This window comes from Salinisphaera sp. S4-8, assembly GCF_040361235.1.
In the GTDB taxonomy this organism is placed as follows: domain Bacteria; phylum Pseudomonadota; class Gammaproteobacteria; order Nevskiales; family Salinisphaeraceae; genus Salinisphaera.
Genome location: NZ_APNF01000014.1, coordinates 52,635 through 73,509, shown reverse-complemented (window position 1 = coordinate 73,509; position 20,875 = coordinate 52,635). Strand labels below are relative to the sequence as shown.

Genomic DNA, 20,875 nt, shown 5'->3' with positions numbered 1-20,875 from the left:
TGGCGTTTGCGGTGACCTCCATGCGTCGGCTAGAAGCCGTCGCTGACCATCGGAACGCCCGGGATGAATGACGACAATCAGCTCGCCGACTGGCGTGCGCGGGCGCTTCGCCTGTCCGACCAGGTCAACGCGGTCATGATGGGGCAGGAGCGCGCGGTTCACCTGATGCTCATTGCCGTGTTCGCACGCGGCCATGTCTTGCTCGAAGGCGATGTCGGCGTGGGCAAGACCACCCTGTTGCGGGCGATGGCGCGCGGCCTGGGCGGCGGCTACGAACGTCTTGAAGGCACGGTCGACCTGATGCCGTCCGATATGGCCTATCACACCTTCATCGACGAGCAGGGGCGCCCGCGGGTCGAACCGGGGCCAGTGCTACGCCACGGCGAGGCGCTGGCCACCTTCTTTTTCAATGAGATCAACCGGGCCCGCCCGCAGGTGCACTCGCTGCTGCTGCGGCTCATGGCCGAGCGCACGATGCATGCCTTCAACCGCGAATACTGCTTTCCGCATCTGCTCGTGTTTGCCGACCGCAACCGTATCGAGCGCGAAGAAACATTCGAACTGCCGGCGGCCGCGCGCGACCGTTTCTTCATGGAAATTGGCATCGCAGCGCCTGCCGATCGCGATGCGCTACGCGCGCTCATGTTCGATACGCGCTACCACGATGCCGATACGCTGATTGCCCAGGTCGAGCCGGGGCTGCTCGACTACACCGCGCTGAATGCGTTCTCGCAGACGCTTCAGCAAGCGATAACCGTCAGCGAAACATTGCAGAACTACGCGCTCGATCTGTGGCAGGCGATCCGTGCGCCGGCCGCCCACGGCATCGCGCTCGACGATGTGGATATCGACGCGCTGGTCGCCGGCGGCGGCAGTCCGCGCGGCATGAGCATGATGATCCGCGCCGCGCGTGTGAACGCCTGGCTGGCCGGCCGCGACATGGTCGTGCCCGAGGATATCCGTGCCGTCTTGCTCGAAACGACCGGGCATCGCATCTTTTTCAACCCGGTCTACGAAATCCGCCGTGACGAGATCATCGGGCGGCTGATCACCGCCGCCGTCGAACGCGTGGCAGCACCGTGAGCGACGCGGGCCAGCGCGCGCAGGAATTCATCTATCGCGTCCCCTGGCCGGCGCGTGGCATGCGCCCCGGCATGCATATCAGTCGTCGTGCCGGTATGGGGCAGTTGTTCTCGGGCTATGCATCGCTGCTGGATTATCCCGACCCGCGCCGCCTGGACCTGCGTGCCAGCGTGCGCGACCCGTTCGGCATGCTCTATACGCGGGTATATCGCCAGCGCAGCGCCATCAATGTGATCGTGGTGGCCGATCTGTCGGCGTCCATGCGTTTTGCCGACAAGCAGCGCTTTGTAATCGACTGTGTCGACAGCGTGGCGCGCTCGGCGCACAGCGGCGGCGATGCCTTCGGATTCGTCGGCATCGGCCAGGCTGCATCGCGTGGCCGCGGCAATGCGCCGACCCACCGCGAGGCGTTCTATTGGCCGGCAAGTTTTCGCCGCGGCGGAGTCGACGACATACTGGGCCGGTTGGCCGAGCCGTTACCGCTGGGCGCTGCAGTCGACGACGAACCGGCCTTGGCCGAACGCCTGCCGCAACGCCGTGCGCTGGTGTTTCTGGTATCGGATTTCCACTGGTCGACCGAGCGTCTCGCGCGCATTCTTGCGCAGCTGGCAGGCCACGACGTGGTGCCGGTGGTGGTCTGGGATGCCCGTGAGTATGCCGATCTGCCGCGGCGCGGGCTGGTGCATCTGGTTGATCCCGAAGCGGGGCGCCGGCGCACGCTATGGATGCGTCCGGCCCTCGCAGACAAATGGCGTGCGGCCTATGCCGAGCGCCGCGCCGAACTCACCCGGCGTTTCACCCGCAACGGGCGTGCGCCGCTGTTCGCCGGCCGACAATTCTCGGCGAACGCCTTTACCGATTACTTCCTGCGCGCCGCATGAGCGTTCGGCCGCGTTTGATTGTCGGCTTGTTCGGCGTGATCGCGACACTGTCGATATCAAGCGCCGTCGTCGCTCAGCCGCGCCCGGCGATCGGGCTGTCCATCGACGAGCCACGCGCCTATGGCCATGTCGTAGGCGATCATATCCAGCGCACGCTGCGCCTGCAGTTGCCGGCCGGCTTTCAGCTTGAACGCGCATCTTTGCCCAGCCCAGGCGCGCAATCGTATTGGCTGGATCTCGCCGTGGTGGATATTCGGGCCGCCGAGTCCTCTTCGGGGCCGGTTGTCGTCAGACTCGACTATCAACTGTTCTATGCGCCGCTGCAGGCTACGCGCCGCGAGTTGCCGGCCTTGGATCTGGCAGCCGCGAATGCCGCGGGCGAGCGAATCACACGGCGCGCGCCGGCCTTCGTGTTCACCATGTCCCCCATTCTGGAACTGGACCCGGATGCGCGGTTCGGCGACCCCGATAACGATTTGCTGCTTGCCGATGCCATGCCGGTGCGCCCGGCGGTGGCCGGGCCGCGTCGGGCCACTTTCGCCGCTCTGGCAATCACCCTATTCGCGCTGCTGGTCTGGGCCTGGGCCGCGGGCTATCTGTCGGCAAGCGCGCGCGGGCCGTTTGCCAGAGCGCGCGTCAGTCTGCGCCGCCAGCGCCGAGCGCATGAGCCGCCCGAGGTGGCAAAGGCGCTGCGTACCGTGCATCGCGCCTTCGATGAAACAGCCGGGCAGGCCGTGTTTGCCGACGACCTCGATGTGTTTATCGCAGCGCATCCGGTATTTGCCGATCTGGTCGACGACATCGCAGCATTCTTCGAGTTCTCGCGTCGTTACTTCTTTGCCGGCGCTGCACCGGCGGCCGGCGACAATCACGGGCTGATCGATCGTCTCGAGCGTCTGGTGCAAGGCTGTCGCAAGCGCGAGCTCAAGGCATGAATATCGGTGTCGATATACCGGTTGTGCTGCTGGGATTGCTGTTGGCGCTTCTGCCGTGGTGGCGTCAGCCACTGGCCGCGAGCGAAGCAGCGTCGCTGGTTACCGTGCCGGCCGATCGATTATCCCGGCTGCTGGATTGGGCGCTGCGCGCCGCGGCGTCGCTGGCGATCGCGGCGATGGTGTTGGCGTTGGCGCGCCCGTTCGTCGGCGCGCAGCGTGTCGAAAAGGTCGCACGCGGTGCGCATATCGTGCTTACGCTCGATCGCAGCCTGAGCATGGATCAGACCTTTGCCGGGCGTAACCCGCGCGGTGGTGACGAATCCAAGAGCGAAACCGCGCGCCGATTGCTCAACGCCTTCATCGGTGAGCGTAAGCATGATCTGTTCGGCGTCGTCGCGTTCAGTACTCGGCCGATGGCGGTTCTGCCGCTGTCGGACGATCGGGTAGCGGCACGGGCCGCCGTCGACGCGGCGGCAACGCCGGGACTGGCGTTCACGAATGTCGCCGACGGACTGTTCATGGCGCTGTCGTACTTTCGTGAGCGTCGTGCCAGCGCCTCGCGTGCGATTGTGCTCATCTCGGACGGTGCCGCCGAGATCGACTTCCGTAGCGCCGAACGCCTGCGCGCTCAGTTCGCGGCCTACGATGCATCGCTGTACTGGGTGTTTCTGCGTACGGCCGGCAGTCCCGGGCTTTTCGATAAACCCAAGGACGTGCGCAACGATAACGCCAAGGCCATGCCCGAGCGCTATCTGCATAAGTTCTTCCAGACATTGCAAGTGCCATATACGCCTTACGAGGCGGATGACCCGCAAGCGCTGGCGCAGGCGATTGCCGATATCGATCGGCTGGAAACACAGCCGCTGGTCTATACCGAGCGCATCCCGCGCCGGGATATGAGCGGCGTCGCGTACGCTATTGCAGCGCTTTTGCTGCTTGTGGGCGTGCTGGCCAAGGCCGCTGAACGCAGGTTCGCCGCATGAGCAGGTCGCGGCTGCTGCGAGGGCTGGCGTTGACAGCGGCCGCCTGTGCGCTGGCCGTTACCGTCTGGCAGGGGCTGGTCTGGTACGACCACGCGCGCGATCAAAGCCGTATTGCCGCCGCGCTGGCGCATCAAAAGGTTGCGATCACGCCGGACACCGGGCTGCAGGTGCTGTTTGCCGAAGGTTATGCCCAGGCGCGCTTGCGGCGCTACCGCGAGGCCAGCGCGGCGTATCGCGCCGTCTGGAACCGTACCTATGGCGCCGATGGGCGCGACCCGGACGGGCTGGCCGCACGCAGCCGCTACAACCTCGGCAATCTCTATGCACGGCGTTCCGTGGCCGCCGCGCAAAACCTCGACATCGACAGCGCGCGCACCATGGCCGAGCTCGCCAAGCAGGCCTATCGCGATGCGCTGCGTGCCGCGCCGGACTACTGGCCGGCGAAGCACAACTTCGAGGCCGCCCAGCGTCTGGTCCGGGATCTGCCCACACACGAGGGTGAAGCGCCGACCGACCCCGAGGCCAAGCCGGATGTCTGGTCGCAAATGCCCGGCTTTCCCCGAGGCCTACCGTGATCGAGCGGGCCTGTCTTGCCGACTGGCGCTTCTGGGCACTGCTGTGCGCCCTTGTGCTGGTCACGGCCACTTTCGTGGTGCCGCGCTGGCCCTTGCAGCAACGCGTCTACAGCACGTTGTTCGTAATCGATATCACCCGCAGCATGAACATCGCGGACTACCGGGTGGCCGGTGAGCCGGTGACCCGGCTGGCCCGAGCCAAGGCCGCGGTAGCGGTAACGATTGCGCGTCTGCCCTGTGGCTCGCGGGCCGGACTGGCGCTGTTTACCGAGCGCACGGTCAATATCACCCTCATGCCGCTCGAGGTCTGTGCCCATTTCAGCAGTCTGCAAGCCAGCATCGACCAGATCGACTGGCGCATGGCCTGGGCAGCGGATAGCAACGTCAACCGGGGGCTGGTCGACGGCATGGAAAAGCTGCGCGCGCTGCGGGGCCAGGCCGGCATCGACGACACTACCAGTCTGGTCATGCTCACCGACGGCCACGAGGCGCCGCCGGTGAATCCGCGCTACGAGCCGGACCCGGCGTTGCTGGTGCCGGGCCGAAAGAAAGACGCGCCCGGTGCGCCGCCCGCCGACAGCGCGCCGTTGCATGGCCTGCTCGTGGGGGTGGGCGGCTATACGCCGGTGCCGATTCCCAAGTACAACGCCGAGGGTGAGCGCATCGGCGTCTACGACGAGGACGATGTGCCACAGGCCGCCAATTTCGGTCAGCCGGCCAATCCCGACGCCATCGAAGGCTATGTACCCCGCAACGCGCCGTGGGGGCGCGCGGCCAAGAACGGCACCGAACATCTGTCGGCCGTACGTGAAACGCACTTGCAGGACATGGCTGAAAAAGCCGACTTCGGCTATGTCCATCTCGATGACGATGCCGAGCTCTACGCCCGGATCACGCCGCCCGCCTGGGCCGATGTGCAGACCCGCGATACCGATATTCGCTGGCTGCTGGGCATGGCGGCACTGCTGCTGGCCGTATGCGTACCGCTGGCCACGCTGGTCGGCGATCTGCGTTGGCGCCGGCGGTTTGTGCGCTTACCCCAACCCTGACTCAAAACCACCACAAGGAAAGACCCATGACCCGATCCCAACACCTGCTGCAATTCCTGCTGATCGTGCTGGCGCTCGCGCTGCCGGGCGCCGCCCTGGCACATGGCCCGACGCCGCAAAAGGCCCAGGAGACGATCCATATCGACGCCGCACCGGCCGAGGTCTGGAAAATCGTCGGCGACCTATCCGCGTTTGCGGACTGGCAGCCGCAGCTGGCGGCGGTCCATGCCAGCGAAGGCAATGACGAAATCGCCGACAAGGTCGGCGCCGAGCGTGTGCTCGTATTCGCCGATGGCGGCGGCGAAATCACCGAAAGCATGGATGAATACAAGCCCGAGGAGCACTACCTCGGCTATCGGCTGCTCAAGGAAGATCCATCGGTTTTTCCGGTGAGTTTCTATACCGCCACCATCGATATCACCGCGGCTGACGGCGGTAGCGATGTGACCTGGCTGGCGCGTTTCTATCGCGGCGATACGGGTAATTTTCCGGCCGACGATCAGAACGACGAGGCGGCCCAGAAAGCGATTCACGATTTCTTCAAGCAGGGACTGGAAGCGCTCAAGGCCCAGGTCGAGGGCAACGGCTGATGCGAGCGCTCGCCGCGCTGGCGCTCGCCGTTGCGGCGCTGCTGCCTGGCCCGCTAGCGGCAGCCGATGCCTGGATGACGGTACAGGCCGCCAATGCCGTGGTGCGTATCGATACACAAACGCGCCGTATCGCTGCCCGGATCGAAGTGGCGCACGGGCCGGTGGGCGTGGCCGTGGGGGCTGATCGCGTCTATGTCACGCATCCGGAGAGCGGCCAATTAACGGTGATCGATCGCGCCAACGGCGAAGTCGCCGAGGTTTGGCCGATTGGCGGAGAGCCGTTTGGCGTGGCGCTTTCCGAGGTCCGCGAGCGTGTCTATGTCACCGACTGGGCAGGCGATTGTGTCGATGTCTACGACGCAGCGAACGGCGATCGCATGGCCCGCGTGGCGGTCGGCGCGGCCCCTGCCGGGGTCGCGGTCACGCCCGATGGTGCCTATGTGCTCAGCGCCAATCGCGAAAGCGACAGCGTGTCGATCATCGATACCGCCACGAACACGGTGCGTGCCAACGTTAACGTAGGCACGGCGCCGTTTGCACTGATCACCGGCCCGCACGGAAAACGCGCCTATGTGGCCAATGTGCGTAGCGACGATATCAGTGTGATCGATATTGCTGCGGGCGCGACGGTCGCACGCATACCAACCGGCCTGTTTCCCTATGGGATGGCCTTGGCCGATGCCGGCCGGACCTTGCTGGTCAGCGAACAAAGAGCCGGGGTGCTGGCCCGCTTTGACGTGGCGAGCGGCAAGCGCCTGGGCGAGATCGCGGTGGGTGGCCAGCCCGACGGCGTAGCGGTCGATCCAAAGACCGGCCGCGCCGTGGTGGCGAACTGGTTCGACGACACCGTGTCGGTAGTCGACCTGGCTGACCCGCAAGAGCAGGCCGTGCTCGATGTCGGCGCGGGCCCGCGTGGATTCGGCCGTTTCATTCATTGAAATCAGCGTGGTTTCGCCGAGTCTCGTTTGGTGCCGGTGGCGCCGTGCTCGATCGCCCGCTATCGCAGCCGGCTCCACGCCGCGTTTTCGTGGACTGCGACGCGTGCGACGATTGAACGCCGGTCGACGGCTGCATTTTATTGGACGGGTAGGTGGGTTGATCCACAGCCTTCGTTCGCATGGCACGCAAAGGAGGCCAACGTGATACGCACTCGGCGTATTTCCTTGAAAGGGCGACTTCTGGCGATCGTCGCCGGCATTCTGGGGTTGGGCCTGGTCGGCGGCGCGGCCATCATTCTGCATAACGCACGGCAGGCCACGCTAGAGGAGATTCAGGCCAATCTGGATTTCAGCCAGCGGTTGGTCGGTTTTCTCATGGCCGACCTGAGCAGCCCGCGTACGCCGGATGCGCTGGCGGTATTGTCGCGCGCGTTCGAGGATTTGCGCCATGTCCAGGTCGAGATCGAAAGTCCGGCGGGTCAATGGCGCTCGCTGACGCCGGCGTCCTCGACAGATCCCGCCCCCGATTGGTTCGAACGGCTCATCGTGCCGCCGACGCATGAGTTCGCGACCATTCGGTTTGCCAGCGGTGGAGAGCTTGGGCGTATCCGTATCACCGCCCGTACCGAAGACGAGATCGCCGAGGTCTGGCGGGATGTCTTCGATCTGTTCTGGCTGGCGGTCTGGATTCTCGCGAGTGTCTGTGTGCTGACTTATCTGGGGCTGTGGTTCGGCCTCAAACCGCTGCGCGACCTGCATGCGGGTTTCGAACGTCTTGAAGCCGGGGACTTCAGTGCGCCGGTGTGTGGCCCGGCGGTTGCCGAACTCGCCGATACGCAGGTCAAGTTCAATCATGTGGTGGGCGTGCTGCGCGACGCCACGCAGCAACGCCGCTTGTTGACCCAGAAACTGGTCGGCATGCAGGAAGAAGAACGCCGCGCGATCGCGCGCGAGCTGCACGACGAGATGGCGCCGTATCTGTTCGGCATTCGTACCGATGTTCAGGCGATGAGCTGGGCGCTCGGGCGCGACGACAAGGACAGTGCCCTCCAACGCGTGGCCGCGATTCAGGAGCATGTCGGCCTGCTGCAACAGCGTATCAAGCGTCTGCTCAATCGCCTGCGGCCCGCAGTACTCGACGATTTCGGCCTGCGCGACTCGTTGTCTTATCTGGTCGAGGACTGGCAGACGCGCCTGCCCGATATCGATTGGCAACTCGATATGGGGGCGTTCGACGACGAGCTCGACGATGCCGTGCGGGTGACGGCGTATCGCGCGGTACAGGAATGCCTGACCAATATCGCCCGGCATGCGCAGGCCCGTCACGTGCAGGTCAGTCTGCATATGACCGGCGAGGGCGACGAGCGCGGTCTGGCGATCAAGGTCGTCGACGACGGGCGCGGCATGCGCGAAGACACGCCGCTCGGCCTCGGACTGACAGGCCTGCAGGAACGAGTGGCCGCGCTCGGTGGACGCTTTCGGTTATCGCGAAACGGCAGCCGCGGTGTGGCGTTGTCGTTATTCGTGCCGCTGGCCGCGTCGCCCGTTGCGCCACCGGCGCGCTAGACTGGCTGGGCCATGACACCGAAAAGCGCCATCACATCGACGCGTGCGGCCATACGCTGGCTATTCGTACGTCTGTTGCAGCTGCCGATCGTGATCTATCGCTATACGCTGTCACCGTTGCTGGGGCCGCGCTGTCGCTATATGCCCAGCTGCTCGGCCTATGCGTTGGAAGCGCTACAGGTACACGGGCCGATTCGTGGCTCCTGGCTGGCGTTTCGGCGTATCACGCGGTGCCATCCGCTGCGTGAAGGGGGGTTCGATCCGGTGCCGCCGGCCCGCGACAGGCGTTGACAAAGCCCGCGCCCGATGCATGGGGCGCACGCAGGGTTTATGATGTCGCGCTTTGACTGCCAAGCCCGCCTTAATCGACGCCTCGCCCATGACCGGTTTCACCGAACACAAGCCGCTGGATCTGTCTGCACTGGACGGCGATATCCGCCGCTGGTGGGATCAGGAAGACGTTTTCGAGGCCAGCACCGCCGCGCGTGCCGATGGCCCGACCTTCACCTTTTATGAAGGCCCGCCCACGGCCAACGGTCGGCCGGGTATTCACCACGTGCTCGGGCGCACGATCAAGGACACCTTCTGTCGCTACAAGACGATGCGTGGCTATCGGGTCGATCGCAAGGCCGGCTGGGATACCCACGGCCTGCCGGTCGAAATCGAGGTGGAAAAGGAACTCGGCCTGTCCTCGCGTGAGGACATCGAGAACTACGGCATCGCCGAGTACAACGCCGCCTGTCGCGAGTCGGTACTGCGTTACAAGACCCAGTGGGACGAGCTGACCCGGCGCATCGGCTTCTGGGCTGATCTCGATTCGCCCTATGTCACCTTTTCCAACGAATACATCGAATCGGTGTGGTGGCTGCTCAAGCAGCTCCACGAACAAGGCCTGCTCTACAAGGGCCACAAGGTGCACTGGTATTCGCCGGGCTCGGGCACCGTGTTGTCCTCGCACGAGGTCAGCCTCGGTTACAAGGAAGTCCAGGACCCCTCGATCACGGTCAAGTTTTTCCTCGAAGACGAGCCGGACGTGGCAATCCTGGCGTGGACGACCACGCCCTGGACCATGCCGTCCAACGTCGCACTCGCGGTCGGGCCGAAGATCGAATACGCCAAGGCGCGTGCCGAGGATGGATCGGTCTATATCGTGGCCAAGGACTGCGTGGCCGCCACACTGGGCGAGCACGCCGAAATTCTGGATACCTTCGGTGCCGATGCGCTCATCGGCCAGCGCTACAAACCGCCTTACGATTGCTTTGCCGAGCATCCGGAGGCCGATAACGCCTGGCGCGTGATCGCGGCCGATTTCATCACCACCGACGACGGCACCGGCATCGCCCACGAAGCCCCGGCCTTCGGCGCCGACGACTTCCGGGTGACCACGGCCGAGGGCATGCCGGTGTTCAATCCGATCGAGCGCGACGGCCATTTCCAGGCCGATTTCCCGCTGGTCGGCGGGCTCTGGTTCAAGGATGCCGACAAGCCGGTCGCACGCGATCTCAAGGAGCGCGGGCTGCTGTTCTCGCAACAGGTGACCGTGCATAACTACCCGCACGACTGGCGCAAGGGCACGCCCTTGATGAATTACCCGGTCGAGTCCTGGTTCGTGGCCACGCAGCAGAACAAGGACAAGCTGGTCGCCTACAACGACCGTATCAACTGGTTCCCGGCCCATGTCGGCACCGGCCGCTTCGGCGACTGGCTGGAAAACAACGTCGACTGGGCGCTCTCCAGGCATCGCTACTGGGGCACGCCGTTGCCGATCTGGGTCAACGACAACAACCCGGACGATATCGTGGTGATCGGCTCCATTGCCGAACTGCGCGAGTATGCCGGCGACCAGGTCGCCGCCGACGACAGCCTCGATCTGCACAAGCCGCAGGTCGATGCCATCACCTGGACGGCAAAAGACGGCGGCACCATGCGCCGCGTGCCCGAAATCATCGACGTCTGGTTCGACTCCGGCGCCATGCCGTTCGCGCAGTGGCACTATCCGTTCGAAAACCAGGAACGTTTCGAAGCGAACTTCCCGGCCGATTTCATCTGCGAAGGCGTGGACCAGACCCGTGGCTGGTTCTATTCGCTGCATGCCATCGGCACGCTCATCAAGGACTCGCCGGCCTACAAGAACGTCGTCGTCAACGGTCTGCTGCTGGATGCCAACGGCGAGAAGATGTCCAAGTCCAAGGGCAATACGGTGGACCCGTTCGAAGCCCTGGATACCCACGGCGCGGACGTTATCCGCTGGTACATGCTTGCCAACAGCCCGCCCTGGGATAACACCAAGTATGCCGACCGCGGCCTGCGCGAAACGCGCACCAAGGTCTTCGGCACGCTGGAAAACGTGTATTCGTTCTTTGCCACCTACGCCAATATCGACGGTTTCACCGCCGATACGCCGGCACCGGCGGTGGCGCAGCGCCCCGAGCTGGATCGCTGGATTCTCTCGCGGCTGCAATCCACGGCCGCTGAAGCATCGGCCGCACTGGACGAATACAACCCGACACGAGCCGCCCGCGCGGTCGAGCGCTTCATCGACGCGCTGTCGAATTGGTATATCCGCCGCTCGCGGGCGCGCTTCTGGGCCGGCGCACGCGCCGATGCCGGCGGTGCGGCCAGTGATGAAGCCGTCGCGGACAAGCGTGCGGCCTATCACACCACGCTGACCTGCCTGCGTGACGTCGCGGCCATGATGGCGCCGATCGCGCCCTTCTTTGCCGACTGGCTGTACGGCCAGCTTGGCCGCGAATCCGGCGCGCGGGCCTCGGTTCATCTCGCCGACTTCCCGGCGGCCGATGCCGCGCTCATCGACGCCGACCTGGAACGCCGCATGGCGCTGGCGCGGGCGATCGTGGCCAACGCGCTGGCGTTGCGTAACGAAGCCGGGCTGAACGTACGCCAGCCGCTGGCCCGGATTCTTGTCGTCGAAGAGGCCGACGTCGCGCGGACCGACGTCGACGCCATCGCCCCCATCGTGCGCGACGAGATCAACGTCGATGCCATCGAGTTCGTGGCCGGCGAGGGCGATCTGGTCAAGCGCAGCGCCAAGCCCAACTTCAAGACCCTGGGCAAACGTCTGGGCAAGAAGATGAAGGCGGTCGCTGGCGCGGTCGCCGCCCTCGACGACGAAGCCATCGCGCGCTACATGCGCGACATGCGGCTCATCGTGAGCGCCGACGGCGAGGACATCGAACTCGGCGAAGGGGACCTGCTGGTATCCGCCGAAGGCGTGGAAGGCTGGCTCGTGGGCCGCGAGGATGGCGTTACGGTCGCACTTGATAGTACACTGACGGATTCACTACGCGAACGCGGGCTGGCGCGCGAAGTGATCAATCGCGTACAGCGGTTGCGCAAACAGGCCGAATTTCATGTCGCCGATCGGATTCGCGTGCAATATCACGCCGATGACGAACTGGCGAAGGCGATCGAAAGCCACAGGGCGGTGATCGCACGTGAAACCCTGGCCGAAGCGTACGAGCCGAACGCGCAGCCGTCGGGCGAGGTCGAACAGGCCTTCGATATCGACGGCGCGCAGATCACGCTAGCCCTGGCGCGCGTTTAATAACGCGCGAATCGCAACGGTTTTACTTTTTAACGATCGACAGTCGAGACAGCAGGCCATGCAGAAAGACATCCACCCCAACTATCGCCCCGTCGTATTCAAGGACATGGGCGGCGATTTCGCGTTTCTCACGCGCTCGACCATCGAGACCAACGAAACCATCGAATGGGAAGATGGCAACGAGTACCCGCTCGTCAAGCTGGAAGTCACGAGTGCGACGCACCCGTTCTATACCGGTAAGCAGAACATCATGGACACGACCGGCAAGGTCGAGCGCTTCAACCGCCGCTTTGGCATGATGAAGGGCGCCAAGAAGCAGTAAGGCTTCTGGCCCCCGCGTTTGATCGCATTCGGGCGCGGCGCGTGATGCATTCAAGCCGGCCGGCGTGAAATACGCCGGCCGGCTTTTGCGTGTCCGCCATTCGCGTTTTTAGATGGCCACTTGGGTGGCTCGGGTTGTGTCAACGCATGGCCCCAACGCGCAGCTCCGACACCCGCTGAATTTCGGCATCGTCATCCAGGGTGGCCGGATCGGCCAGATACTGCGCGGCCATGGGCATCGCATCCGCACCCCAGAACAGTTCGTTGCCGATCGCGAGCGTCGGCACGCCGAATACGCCGCGCGCACAGGCGTTCTCGGTCTCGACGCGTAGCTGCTGTTTGACCTCGGGCGCAGCCAACTGCGCGAGGTCGATATCTAGCGCTTGCGCCAGCCTCTGCACCACGGCCGGATCCTGCGGGTCGACGCCGGTCGTCCATAGCCCGTCGAAGATGCGGCCGATCGCCTCCGTCGTGCTGCCGGCCGCGATCGCCAGCCGCAGATACGGCAACGGGTTGAACGGATGCGCGGCCGGTATGCGAAACGCCAGCCCGTTTTCGCGCGCATGCCAGGCACACCAGCGATAGGTCCAGCGTCGTTTCGGGTCGATTTCGGCCGGTCCCTTCTGACCGTGGTGGGCCAGCACGGCCGCAAACAGGATTGGTCGATGCGTCACCACGGCGTGTTCGCGGAATTCGCCGAGGTGTTGCCAGGCGAAATAGGCGAATGGGGAGATGAAATCGAAGTACCAGTCGATGGTGTGGGGTTTGTTCATGGGATATCCCGAATCGGCTGCTGCGCGAAATGCAAGATTAGCGGAGTCCGTGAGTTCGGCGGTGATCGTAGATCGAATCCGCGTGCGGTCTGAATCAACTGCACGGGTGAATTTTGGCTTGGGGTTTCGCGCTGCTGCGCGAGGTACTTCTCTTTGCTTGTCCAAAGAGAAGTACCCAAGAGAAAAGACACCCTGTCTTGCGTCGGCGCTTAGCGCCGATACCCTCCCATCGCAGCCGGCAAGCGGGACGGCCTGAAACTCGCTGCGCTCAAACATCCGGCCGTCTTTTCCGCTTGCCGACCGCGCTGCTCGGCGCTACGCCCAAGGGGCCCGAATACAGACAAGCGTCGCTATCGCTCGCTCAAGGCCATGTTTTTTGTAGGTCGGCTTAGCGAAGCGTAAGCCGACAAGAACGCAGCCACAGGCCCGCCATCAAGTACATGGCTGTATGGACGCCGCGCTACGGGGTAGCTGCCTGTATTCGGGCCCCGTGTGAAGCGAACGAGAAGCACAGGGCCGAAGGGTTTCCGGCGCACGGCGCCGGGGCGGCCAGCCTGTTTGAGGATCGCCAAAGCGATCCGAGCCATATTGATTGACTAGGGCCGCACCCTTCGGCCCGAGCATCGCAGTGGTTCGGCGCGCTTCGCGCCGACGCGTAACCCGGGCGTCTTTTCCTTTGCTTCCTTTCGTTTGGACGAGCAAACGAAAGGGAGTCGCACAGCAGTGCGAAACCGAGGTTTCGATAAACTCGTGAGTGCCGAAAGCCCGATAGCTCGAACCGTTCCCTTCTTTAATTCACGTCGAGCGCCGAAGATTTAGCGCTTTAGGGCAGCCACCCAATCAAATCCGCCCCCTGTGCGCAGCGGCAAGCTCAAGAAACCCCTCGAGCGCCGGCAGTCCACGATCACCCCGACGCACGCCCAGATGAATCTGCTTGGCAATACCCTGCTCGCCCAGCGGCCGGGCGACGATGGCAAGCTGTGGCTGGTATTCCTCGATCAGCCAGCGCGGTAGCGCGGCCACACCGCGGCAGGCGGCGACCATCTGCAGCATGATGTCGGTCGATTCCACCGTCTTGTGACGATGCGGCATAACCCCGGCCGGGGTCAGCAGCGATACGTAGACGTCCAGCCGGCTGGGGTCGACCGGGTAGGACAACAGCGTTTCCCCGGCCAGATCCTCGGCGCGTACCACGTCGCAGGCGGCCAGCGGATGGTCGGCAGCCACCGCCAGCACCTGTTCGTAGTCGAACACCGGCTCGAACTGCACGCCTTTCTTGTTGAGCGGGTCGGGCGTGACCAGGATATCGATCTCGTGGTTGAACAGGGCGGCCATGCCGCCGAACTGGAACTGCTGCACCACGTCCACATCCACGCCCGGCCAGGCGCTCAGATAGGGTTCCACCACCTTGAGCAGCCACCGATAACAGGGGTGGCATTCCATGCCGATACGCAGGGAGCCGAATGTGCCGCTGGCATAGTCGGCCAGCACCGTATCCACGCGTTCGAGCTGGGGCAACAGCCGGTTTGCAGCGGCCAGCAGGTGTTCGCCGGCCGCGGTCAGACGCACTTGCCGGCCTTCGCGTTGCCAGATCGTCGTACCGGAGCGTCGCTCGAGTTTGCGAATCGCATGGCTCAGTGCCGATTGGCTTAAGTGCAGGGTACGGGCTGCGGCTGTCAGCGAGCCTTCCCGTTCGATGGCGCGCAGGATGCTGAGATGGATGCGCTCGATCATGGCAATAAATGAGCGATATTCATATATCGATGCAAATATACCAATTTTATTCATTGATATCGCGCTATAGAGTTCTGCGTCTCGAAACCCGGCGCCGAAGCAGTCCCATGCGCGCTTTGGCCGTCAACCACCGGAGCGACCATGACGATTTCCCAGAACCTCGGCTTCCCGCGTATCGGCGAACGCCGCGAACTCAAGAAAGCCACCGAGGCCTACTGGAAAGGCGAACTCGATTATGCCGGTCTCCAGGCCACCGGCGCCGAGTTGCGTCGAGCCAACTGGGCAAAACAGCAGGCCGCCGGTATCGAGCTGATTCCGTCGAACGATTTCTCGTTCTACGACCAGGTGCTCGACTTGTCGTGCCTCGTTGGCAATGTGCCCGAGCGCTTCGGCTGGGACGGCCAGACGATGAATATCGACGTGGCCTTCGACATGGCCCGGGGCACGGATACGGCCATCGCCTGTGAAATGACCAAGTGGTTTGATACCAACTATCACTATCTCGTGCCCGAATTTACGCGTGCGACCTCGTTTCAGCTGATCGGCACGAAGATCTTCGACGAGTTCGACGAGGCGAAGGCGCAGGGCATCGTCACCAAGCCGGTGATCGTCGGTCCGGCGACCTATCTGACCCTCGGCAAGGTCACCGACGGCTCCGATCTGAACAAGTTCGACCTCGCCGACGATCTGATTGCCATCTATGTCGAGATCGCTCAACGGCTGGCCGAACAGGGCGCCGAATGGCTGCAGATCGACGAACCGGTCTTTTCGCTGGATTTGAACGATGCCCAGCGCGAGGTCATCCGCAAGGCCTACGACGCGCTGGCCGGTGTGGCGGGTATCAAGATCATGGTGGCCAACTATTTCGGGGCGTTGGCCGACAACCGCGAGCTGTTTACCGCGTTGCCGGTCGCCGCGCTGCATATCGATGGCGTGCGTGCGCCGCAAGAGATCGAAGCCGTGGCCGCGCGCCTGGGCGATGAGCAGTTGCTGTCGGTGGGCATCGTGGATGGTCGCAATATCTGGAAGAGCGACTTGTCGAAAGCGCTCGATAGGCTTAAACCCGCGCATGGTGAAGTCGGCGGCGAGCGCCTGATGGTGGGCCCGTCCTGCGCCTTGCTGCATTCGCCGGTCACCCTGCGCAGTGAAACTCGGCTCGACGACGAGTTCAGAAACTGGCTCGCCTTCGCCGAGGAAAAGCTCGACGAGATCGTATTTCTGGCCAACGCGTTGGACAACAAATTGGACGAGGCCATGCTCGCGGCCAATCGCGAGGCCATGGCCGACCGTGCGGATTCGGCGCGGATCCACGATGCAGCGGTCAAGCAGCGCCTGGCCGCGGTGAGCGACAAGGACATGAAACGGTTGTCGGCTTATCCCGAGCGTGCCGAGCAACAGCACGCCAAGCTCAAGCTGCCGGCCTATCCGACGACCACCATCGGTTCGTTCCCGCAGACTCAGGACGTGCGCAAGGCACGCGCGGCGCACAAGCGCGGCGATATGAGCGATGCCGACTACGACGCCTTTCTGGAAGAACAGATCGCCGAAGCCGTGAAAATGCAGGAAGCCATGGGCTTCGACATGCTCGTCCACGGCGAATTCGAGCGTAACGACATGGTCGAGTATTTTGGTGAACAGCTGGCCGGCTATGCGTTCACCAAGTTCGGCTGGGTGCAGAGTTATGGCAGCCGCTATGTGAAGCCGCCGATCATCTTCGGCGATGTCTCACGGCCCGAACCCATGACCGTGAAATGGTCGAAGTATGCCCAGTCGCTGACCGACAAGCCTATGAAAGGTATGCTCACCGGCCCGGTGACAATGGTGCAATGGGCGTTCGTGCGCGACGATCAGCCCCGGTCCGAAACGGTGAAACAGGTCGCCCTGGCCATTCGCGACGAGGTCTGCGATCTCGAAGCCGCCGGTCTGGCCGCGATCCAGATCGACGAGGCCGCGTTTCGTGAAGGATTGCCGCTGCGTCGTGCGCAGTGGGACGAATACCTGCGCTGGGCGGTGGATGCCTTCCGGCTGGCCAGCTGCGGGGTCGCCGACGACACCCAGATCCATACCCATATGTGTTATTCGGAGTTCAACGACATCATCGGGGCGATCGCCGAGATGGATGCCGACTGTATCTCGATCGAAACTTCGCGATCGCAGATGGAGCTGCTGGATGCCTTCGTGCAGTTTAGCTACCCGAATGAAATCGGCCCCGGTGTCTACGACATCCATAGCCCGCGGGTGCCGGATACGCGCGAAATGATCCAGCTGCTGGAAAAAGCCAGCGACGTGTTGCCGGCCGAGCGCATCTGGGTGAACCCGGATTGCGGGCTCAAGACCCGTGGTTGGGCCGAGGTGGAGCCGGCGTTGCAGCACATGGTGGAAGCCGCCCGCCAACTACGTGAGCAACGCGCGGCCTGAGGTGTTGAGGTGATACGCAGTTTGGCGTAACAAAGCGCCCCGGTTCGCCGGGGCGTTTTTGATGGTCGTGCTTACCAGTAGCCCAGCAGCTTCCACCAGGCGATGCCGAGTGTTGCGAAGAGCAGGATATTGATCACCGACATCACGAAGCCGGCCAACCACCAGCGGCCCATCGTTACATAGCCGCTATTGAAGATCACCGGCGACGTGCCCGTGGCGTAATGGGTCAGCCCCATCATGATGGTAGAGGCAGCCACCATCATGAGCACGAATGCCTCGGTATAGTCGGCCGGTACGATCGCTACACCCACGCTCAGGAACGCGAGCATCATGGCGGTGATATGGGCCGTCGTGCTCGCGAACAGATAGTGGGAATACAAAAACAGCAGCACCAACAGAGCCGCCGCCGTCAGCCAGCTCAGCCCCAGCGCGCTCAGCCCGCTCTGGATGAGCCCCGAGAACCATTCGATCACGCCCTGTTCGTTGAGCTGGGCGGCCAGCATCACGAGCGCGCCGAACCAGATCAGCGTGTCCCAGGCGCTCTTCTCGGCGAGCACATCGTTCCAGTCGATAGTGCCGGTGATCACGATCAGGAACAGGCCGAGCAGGGCGACCGCGGTGGGGCTCAGCTCGAAGCTCGGTCCGAGAATCATCGCGGGCACGTTCGCCCACAGAATCAGCAGCAGGACGAAGATCGCGATCATCACGCGTTCGGCGCCGCTGAGCGGGCCCTTCTTTTCCAGTTCGGCCTGGGCGAATTCCACGGCATGGGGCGTGCGCTTCAATTCCGGCGGCGCCAGCAGCATGAGCACCAGCGGCATCAAGACCAGGCAGGCCAGGCCGGGCACCAGCATCGCTAATGCCCAGGTCGTCCAGCTCAGGTTGAAATTGCCGCCGGTGGCCTGCGAAACATAGCTGAGCACCAGCGGGTTGGGGGCGGTGGCGGTCACGAACATGCCCGAGGTGATGGCATTGGCATGCATGTTCACCAGCGCCAGATAACGCCCGATCCGGTTCTCGGTGCCCCTGTCGGGATCGGAATCGAAGGCATCGGCGATCGAACGCATGATCGGGTGGACCACGCCGCCGCCGCGGGCGGTGTTGCTGGGCGTGAGCGGCGCGAGCACCAGATCGCAAACCGCGATGCCGTAGCCAACGCCCAGCGTGCGCCGACCAAGCAGACGGATGAAGATCAGCCCGATCCGACTGCCCAGACCGGTTTTCTTGAGCCCGCAGGAGATCATGATCGCCACAACGATCAACCAGATCAGCGGGCTCGAGAAGCTGTCCAGCGCATCCGCGACCGCCGCGCCGGAGCTGTCCGCGGTGACCTGCGACAGCGACACGACCACGATCGCCATCAGCGCCATGACACCGATCGGCATCACCTTGAGGATGATGGCCACAATGGTTGTCGCGAAGATCGCCACCAGCCGCCAGGCATCCGGCGTCAGCCCGGCGGGCGTCGGCATCAACAGCATGCCCACGAGTACCGCGGTCGCAATGGCGGCGGGCACGATACGAAACGGAATCGTCTGCCGGAAAAACAGCCATGTGTCGCGAAGGGGGCCGATCATCGTGTTCGTCTTGTTGCTCACGGGTTGGGAGAAGTCGAGGGCGCGCCCGCGTTCAATCGAATCATCCCGGCGCGCGTAAAAGCTACACGCGCTTATCGAAACACGGCCCCGGCCGGCGATCTTTGATATAAATCAGATGCGCGAGCGCCGGGGCGTCTTTGCCTGTCTCAGCCAAGCCAGCGCTGGGGATGATCGTCGGCGAGCACGCCGTCATTCCAGTCCGCCCAGCCGGTGAACGGAATCGGCCGATCGGTAGCAAAGCGTTGCAGACGCTCGGTCCAGCGTTGCCGGCAGTCCTGCAGATGGGCGTCGAAGCCGTCGCGATCCTGATACGCGATCCCGCCGCCCTGAATACCGTGGGCGACGAACGGCGCCAATACATCGAAACCCATGTAGTGCAGCGAGTAGTGCATCGGCCAGAGCAGGCGCTCGATCGGCCCGCCACGCCCGTACGGCGAAAACGTCCGGGCCGGGCCGCCGGTGGTGACTGACAGGATGGCCCGCTTGCCGCGAAAAACGCCTTCGTCGTAGCGCATGCGCCCGGTATAGAGCGCGCCATAGACGAACACGCGGTCGAACCAGCCCTTGAGGATGGCCGGTTGGGCATGCCACCACAGCGGGAATTGCAGGATGACCAGATCGGCCGCGTGCAGACGATCGATTTCGCGTTGGATGTCCGCCGCACGGCGTTGCTGGTTGCCGGCATGGCGTTGTTCGGTCAGTGCCGAGAAATAGGCCGTGTCGGCCCGTGTGTCGTAGCGGGCCGGGCCCTCGACCGGGTCGAAACCCTCGCCGTAGAGGTCCGAACGAGTGACGGTATGCCCCTTGTTGGCAAGTGTTCGCTCGGCGGTATCGGCGAGCGCGCCGTTGAAGGAGGCGGGTTCGGGATGGGCGAATACGATATGGGCGTGCATGGCGCGGGCCTTTAGAAAACCAGGCGCGCAGTTTGTGGTTTGCGATACCGTCGCGAAATAGACAGAAACGAGGAATAGGTTTGCGTTTATGCAAGAAGATATCGCCTGGGACGATCTGCGTCTGGTGCTGGCCATTGAACGGGCCGGGACGCTGGCCGGTGCGGCCCGGACGCTGGGCCTGCATCACGCCACGGTCTATCGGCGACTAATCGCCTGCGAACGCGCACTGGGCACCCGGCTGTTCGAGCGTGATCGTGGTCGTCATGTACCGACCGCCGCCGGTGCTGAATGGGTGGCCGTAGCCGACGATATGGACGGCGCGGTGGTGGATGTCGCGCGTCGTATGGCCGGGCGTGATTTTCAGGCCGCCGGCACGGTACGCCTGACCACCACGGATACGCTGCTGCACGGCCTTGTTTCGCCCGTATTGGCAGCGTTTCGTCAACGTTTCCCGGCTATTCGTCTGGATGTGCGTTTGTCCAACGCGCCCCTCGATCTGGCACGCCGCGATGCCGATCTGGCGATTCGTGCCGGCGACGCGCCGCCGGATCCGTTGATTGCCCAGCGGCTTGGCGAGATTGCGATCGCGCGCTATCGCTGCGCGCAGCATCGGCCGCCGCCCAACGCCTGGGTCGGGTTGAGCGAAGCCGTATCGTTTGCGGCCCTGCATCGATGGATGGCGGCCCATGTCGATGAAGACGACATCGCCTTGCAGGTCGACAGCATGCTTGCCATACAGCGTGCGGCCGCCGATGGCCTGGGCGATGCGCTGCTGCCTTGTTATCTCGCCGATACCGATACGCAACTGCTGCGCGTTGGCACGCCCATACCGGAATTGGCCACGCCAGCCTGGCTGCTTGTGCATCCGGACATGCGACGCACGGCACGCGTTCGTGCACTTAGAGATGCACTCATCGACGCGTTCGCCAGCCCGGATGTGTGTTCGCGACTGGCGGGTGGATAGGCCGCCGAT

General features: G+C 63.9%; 18 protein-coding genes. 14 read left to right on the top strand and 4 right to left on the bottom strand.

The window, feature by feature from the left end; genetic code table 11:
• Nucleotides 1–63 precede the first annotated feature (63 nt).
• The 12 genes from S4A8_RS17025 (at nt 64) to S4A8_RS16970 (ending at nt 12,487) form a co-directional block, all read left to right on the top strand.
• The gene (locus S4A8_RS17025) at nt 64–1,083 is read left to right on the top strand and encodes an AAA family ATPase (protein ID WP_353180733.1); all 1,020 of its coding nucleotides are present in this window, start codon (nt 64–66) and stop codon (nt 1,081–1,083) included.
• Nucleotides 1,080–1,964: a DUF58 domain-containing protein gene (locus tag S4A8_RS17020; RefSeq protein WP_353221052.1), complete on the top strand. Its 885-nt coding sequence runs from the start codon at nt 1,080–1,082 to the stop codon at nt 1,962–1,964. Before S4A8_RS17025 ends, S4A8_RS17020 begins: the two co-directional genes overlap by 4 nt.
• Nucleotides 1,961–2,899, top strand: coding sequence for a nonribosomal peptide synthetase MxaA (locus S4A8_RS17015; RefSeq protein ID WP_353221051.1), 939 nt, complete (start codon nt 1,961–1,963; stop codon nt 2,897–2,899). Before S4A8_RS17020 ends, S4A8_RS17015 begins: the two co-directional genes overlap by 4 nt.
• Nucleotides 2,896–3,882, top strand: coding sequence for a vWA domain-containing protein (locus S4A8_RS17010; RefSeq protein WP_353221050.1), 987 nt, complete (start codon nt 2,896–2,898; stop codon nt 3,880–3,882). Before S4A8_RS17015 ends, S4A8_RS17010 begins: the two co-directional genes overlap by 4 nt.
• A complete protein-coding gene (locus S4A8_RS17005) occupies nt 3,879–4,457 on the top strand; it encodes a hypothetical protein (RefSeq protein WP_353221049.1) in 579 nt (192 codons plus the stop codon). Before S4A8_RS17010 ends, S4A8_RS17005 begins: the two co-directional genes overlap by 4 nt.
• The gene (locus tag S4A8_RS17000) at nt 4,454–5,506 is read left to right on the top strand and encodes a vWA domain-containing protein (RefSeq protein WP_353221048.1); all 1,053 of its coding nucleotides are present in this window, start codon (nt 4,454–4,456) and stop codon (nt 5,504–5,506) included. The genes S4A8_RS17005 and S4A8_RS17000 overlap by 4 nt, the downstream gene beginning before the upstream one ends.
• Nucleotides 5,507–5,532: 26 nt before the next feature.
• The gene (locus S4A8_RS16995) at nt 5,533–6,096 is read left to right on the top strand and encodes an SRPBCC family protein (RefSeq protein ID WP_353180739.1); all 564 of its coding nucleotides are present in this window, start codon (nt 5,533–5,535) and stop codon (nt 6,094–6,096) included.
• Nucleotides 6,096–7,034: a YncE family protein gene (locus tag S4A8_RS16990; RefSeq protein ID WP_353221047.1), complete on the top strand. Its 939-nt coding sequence runs from the start codon at nt 6,096–6,098 to the stop codon at nt 7,032–7,034. Before S4A8_RS16995 ends, S4A8_RS16990 begins: the two co-directional genes overlap by 1 nt.
• Before the next feature lie 201 nt (nt 7,035–7,235).
• Nucleotides 7,236–8,600 (top strand): histidine kinase, encoded by a 1,365-nt coding sequence (locus tag S4A8_RS16985; protein WP_353221046.1) that lies wholly within the window; start codon nt 7,236–7,238, stop codon nt 8,598–8,600.
• Between the two features lie 12 nt (nt 8,601–8,612).
• Nucleotides 8,613–8,891, top strand: a complete 279-nt coding sequence (yidD, locus tag S4A8_RS16980; protein ID WP_353221045.1) for a membrane protein insertion efficiency factor YidD — start codon at nt 8,613–8,615, stop codon at nt 8,889–8,891.
• Between the two features lie 88 nt (nt 8,892–8,979).
• Nucleotides 8,980–12,165, top strand: coding sequence for an isoleucine--tRNA ligase (gene ileS, locus S4A8_RS16975; RefSeq protein ID WP_353221044.1), 3,186 nt, complete (start codon nt 8,980–8,982; stop codon nt 12,163–12,165).
• A gap of 58 nt (nt 12,166–12,223) precedes the next feature.
• Nucleotides 12,224–12,487, top strand: a complete 264-nt coding sequence (locus S4A8_RS16970) for a type B 50S ribosomal protein L31 (RefSeq protein ID WP_293623607.1) — start codon at nt 12,224–12,226, stop codon at nt 12,485–12,487.
• 139 nt (nt 12,488–12,626) lie between these two features.
• On the opposite strand, the gene S4A8_RS16965 is transcribed toward S4A8_RS16970, so the two are convergent.
• A complete protein-coding gene (locus S4A8_RS16965) occupies nt 12,627–13,259 on the bottom strand; it encodes a 2-hydroxychromene-2-carboxylate isomerase (RefSeq protein ID WP_353221043.1) in 633 nt (210 codons plus the stop codon).
• Between the two features lie 840 nt (nt 13,260–14,099).
• Nucleotides 14,100–14,993: a LysR family transcriptional regulator gene (locus S4A8_RS16960; protein WP_353221042.1), complete on the bottom strand. Its 894-nt coding sequence runs from the start codon at nt 14,991–14,993 to the stop codon at nt 14,100–14,102.
• 141 nt (nt 14,994–15,134) lie between these two features.
• Here S4A8_RS16960 and metE point away from each other — a divergent pair, with 141 nt between their 5' ends.
• A complete protein-coding gene (gene metE, locus S4A8_RS16955; protein ID WP_353221041.1) occupies nt 15,135–17,411 on the top strand; it encodes a 5-methyltetrahydropteroyltriglutamate--homocysteine S-methyltransferase in 2,277 nt (758 codons plus the stop codon).
• A gap of 71 nt (nt 17,412–17,482) precedes the next feature.
• Here metE and S4A8_RS16950 read toward each other — a convergent pair whose 3' ends face one another.
• Nucleotides 17,483–18,988 (bottom strand): DASS family sodium-coupled anion symporter, encoded by a 1,506-nt coding sequence (locus S4A8_RS16950; RefSeq protein ID WP_353221040.1) that lies wholly within the window; start codon nt 18,986–18,988, stop codon nt 17,483–17,485.
• A gap of 167 nt (nt 18,989–19,155) precedes the next feature.
• Nucleotides 19,156–19,902 (bottom strand): NAD(P)H-dependent oxidoreductase, encoded by a 747-nt coding sequence (locus tag S4A8_RS16945; RefSeq protein WP_353221039.1) that lies wholly within the window; start codon nt 19,900–19,902, stop codon nt 19,156–19,158.
• 88 nt (nt 19,903–19,990) lie between these two features.
• On the opposite strand from S4A8_RS16945, the gene S4A8_RS16940 reads away from it, so the two are divergent.
• Entirely contained in the window at nt 19,991–20,866 is an 876-nt protein-coding gene (locus S4A8_RS16940; RefSeq protein ID WP_353221038.1) for a LysR family transcriptional regulator, read from the top strand.
• Nucleotides 20,867–20,875: the final 9 nt, after the last annotated feature.

What these genes read in the sequence shown, in the direction of transcription:
- S4A8_RS17025 (WP_353180733.1), top strand. Translation starts at nt 64, where the DNA reads ATGAATGACGACAATCAGCTCGCCGACTGGCGTGCGCGGGCGCTTCGC.
- S4A8_RS17015 (WP_353221051.1), top strand. Translation starts at nt 1,961, where the DNA reads ATGAGCGTTCGGCCGCGTTTGATTGTCGGCTTGTTCGGCGTGATCGCG.
- S4A8_RS17010 (WP_353221050.1), top strand. Translation starts at nt 2,896, where the DNA reads ATGAATATCGGTGTCGATATACCGGTTGTGCTGCTGGGATTGCTGTTG.
- S4A8_RS17005 (WP_353221049.1), top strand. Translation starts at nt 3,879, where the DNA reads ATGAGCAGGTCGCGGCTGCTGCGAGGGCTGGCGTTGACAGCGGCCGCC.
- S4A8_RS16995 (WP_353180739.1), top strand. Translation starts at nt 5,533, where the DNA reads ATGACCCGATCCCAACACCTGCTGCAATTCCTGCTGATCGTGCTGGCG.
- S4A8_RS16990 (WP_353221047.1), top strand. Translation starts at nt 6,096, where the DNA reads ATGCGAGCGCTCGCCGCGCTGGCGCTCGCCGTTGCGGCGCTGCTGCCT.
- yidD (WP_353221045.1), top strand. Translation starts at nt 8,613, where the DNA reads ATGACACCGAAAAGCGCCATCACATCGACGCGTGCGGCCATACGCTGG.
- ileS (WP_353221044.1), top strand. Translation starts at nt 8,980, where the DNA reads ATGACCGGTTTCACCGAACACAAGCCGCTGGATCTGTCTGCACTGGAC.
- S4A8_RS16970 (WP_293623607.1), top strand. Translation starts at nt 12,224, where the DNA reads ATGCAGAAAGACATCCACCCCAACTATCGCCCCGTCGTATTCAAGGAC.
- S4A8_RS16965 (WP_353221043.1), bottom strand. Translation starts at nt 13,259, where the DNA reads ATGAACAAACCCCACACCATCGACTGGTACTTCGATTTCATCTCCCCA.
- S4A8_RS16960 (WP_353221042.1), bottom strand. Translation starts at nt 14,993, where the DNA reads ATGATCGAGCGCATCCATCTCAGCATCCTGCGCGCCATCGAACGGGAA.
- metE (WP_353221041.1), top strand. Translation starts at nt 15,135, where the DNA reads ATGACGATTTCCCAGAACCTCGGCTTCCCGCGTATCGGCGAACGCCGC.
- S4A8_RS16950 (WP_353221040.1), bottom strand. Translation starts at nt 18,988, where the DNA reads ATGATCGGCCCCCTTCGCGACACATGGCTGTTTTTCCGGCAGACGATT.
- S4A8_RS16945 (WP_353221039.1), bottom strand. Translation starts at nt 19,902, where the DNA reads ATGCACGCCCATATCGTATTCGCCCATCCCGAACCCGCCTCCTTCAAC.
- S4A8_RS16940 (WP_353221038.1), top strand. Translation starts at nt 19,991, where the DNA reads ATGCAAGAAGATATCGCCTGGGACGATCTGCGTCTGGTGCTGGCCATT.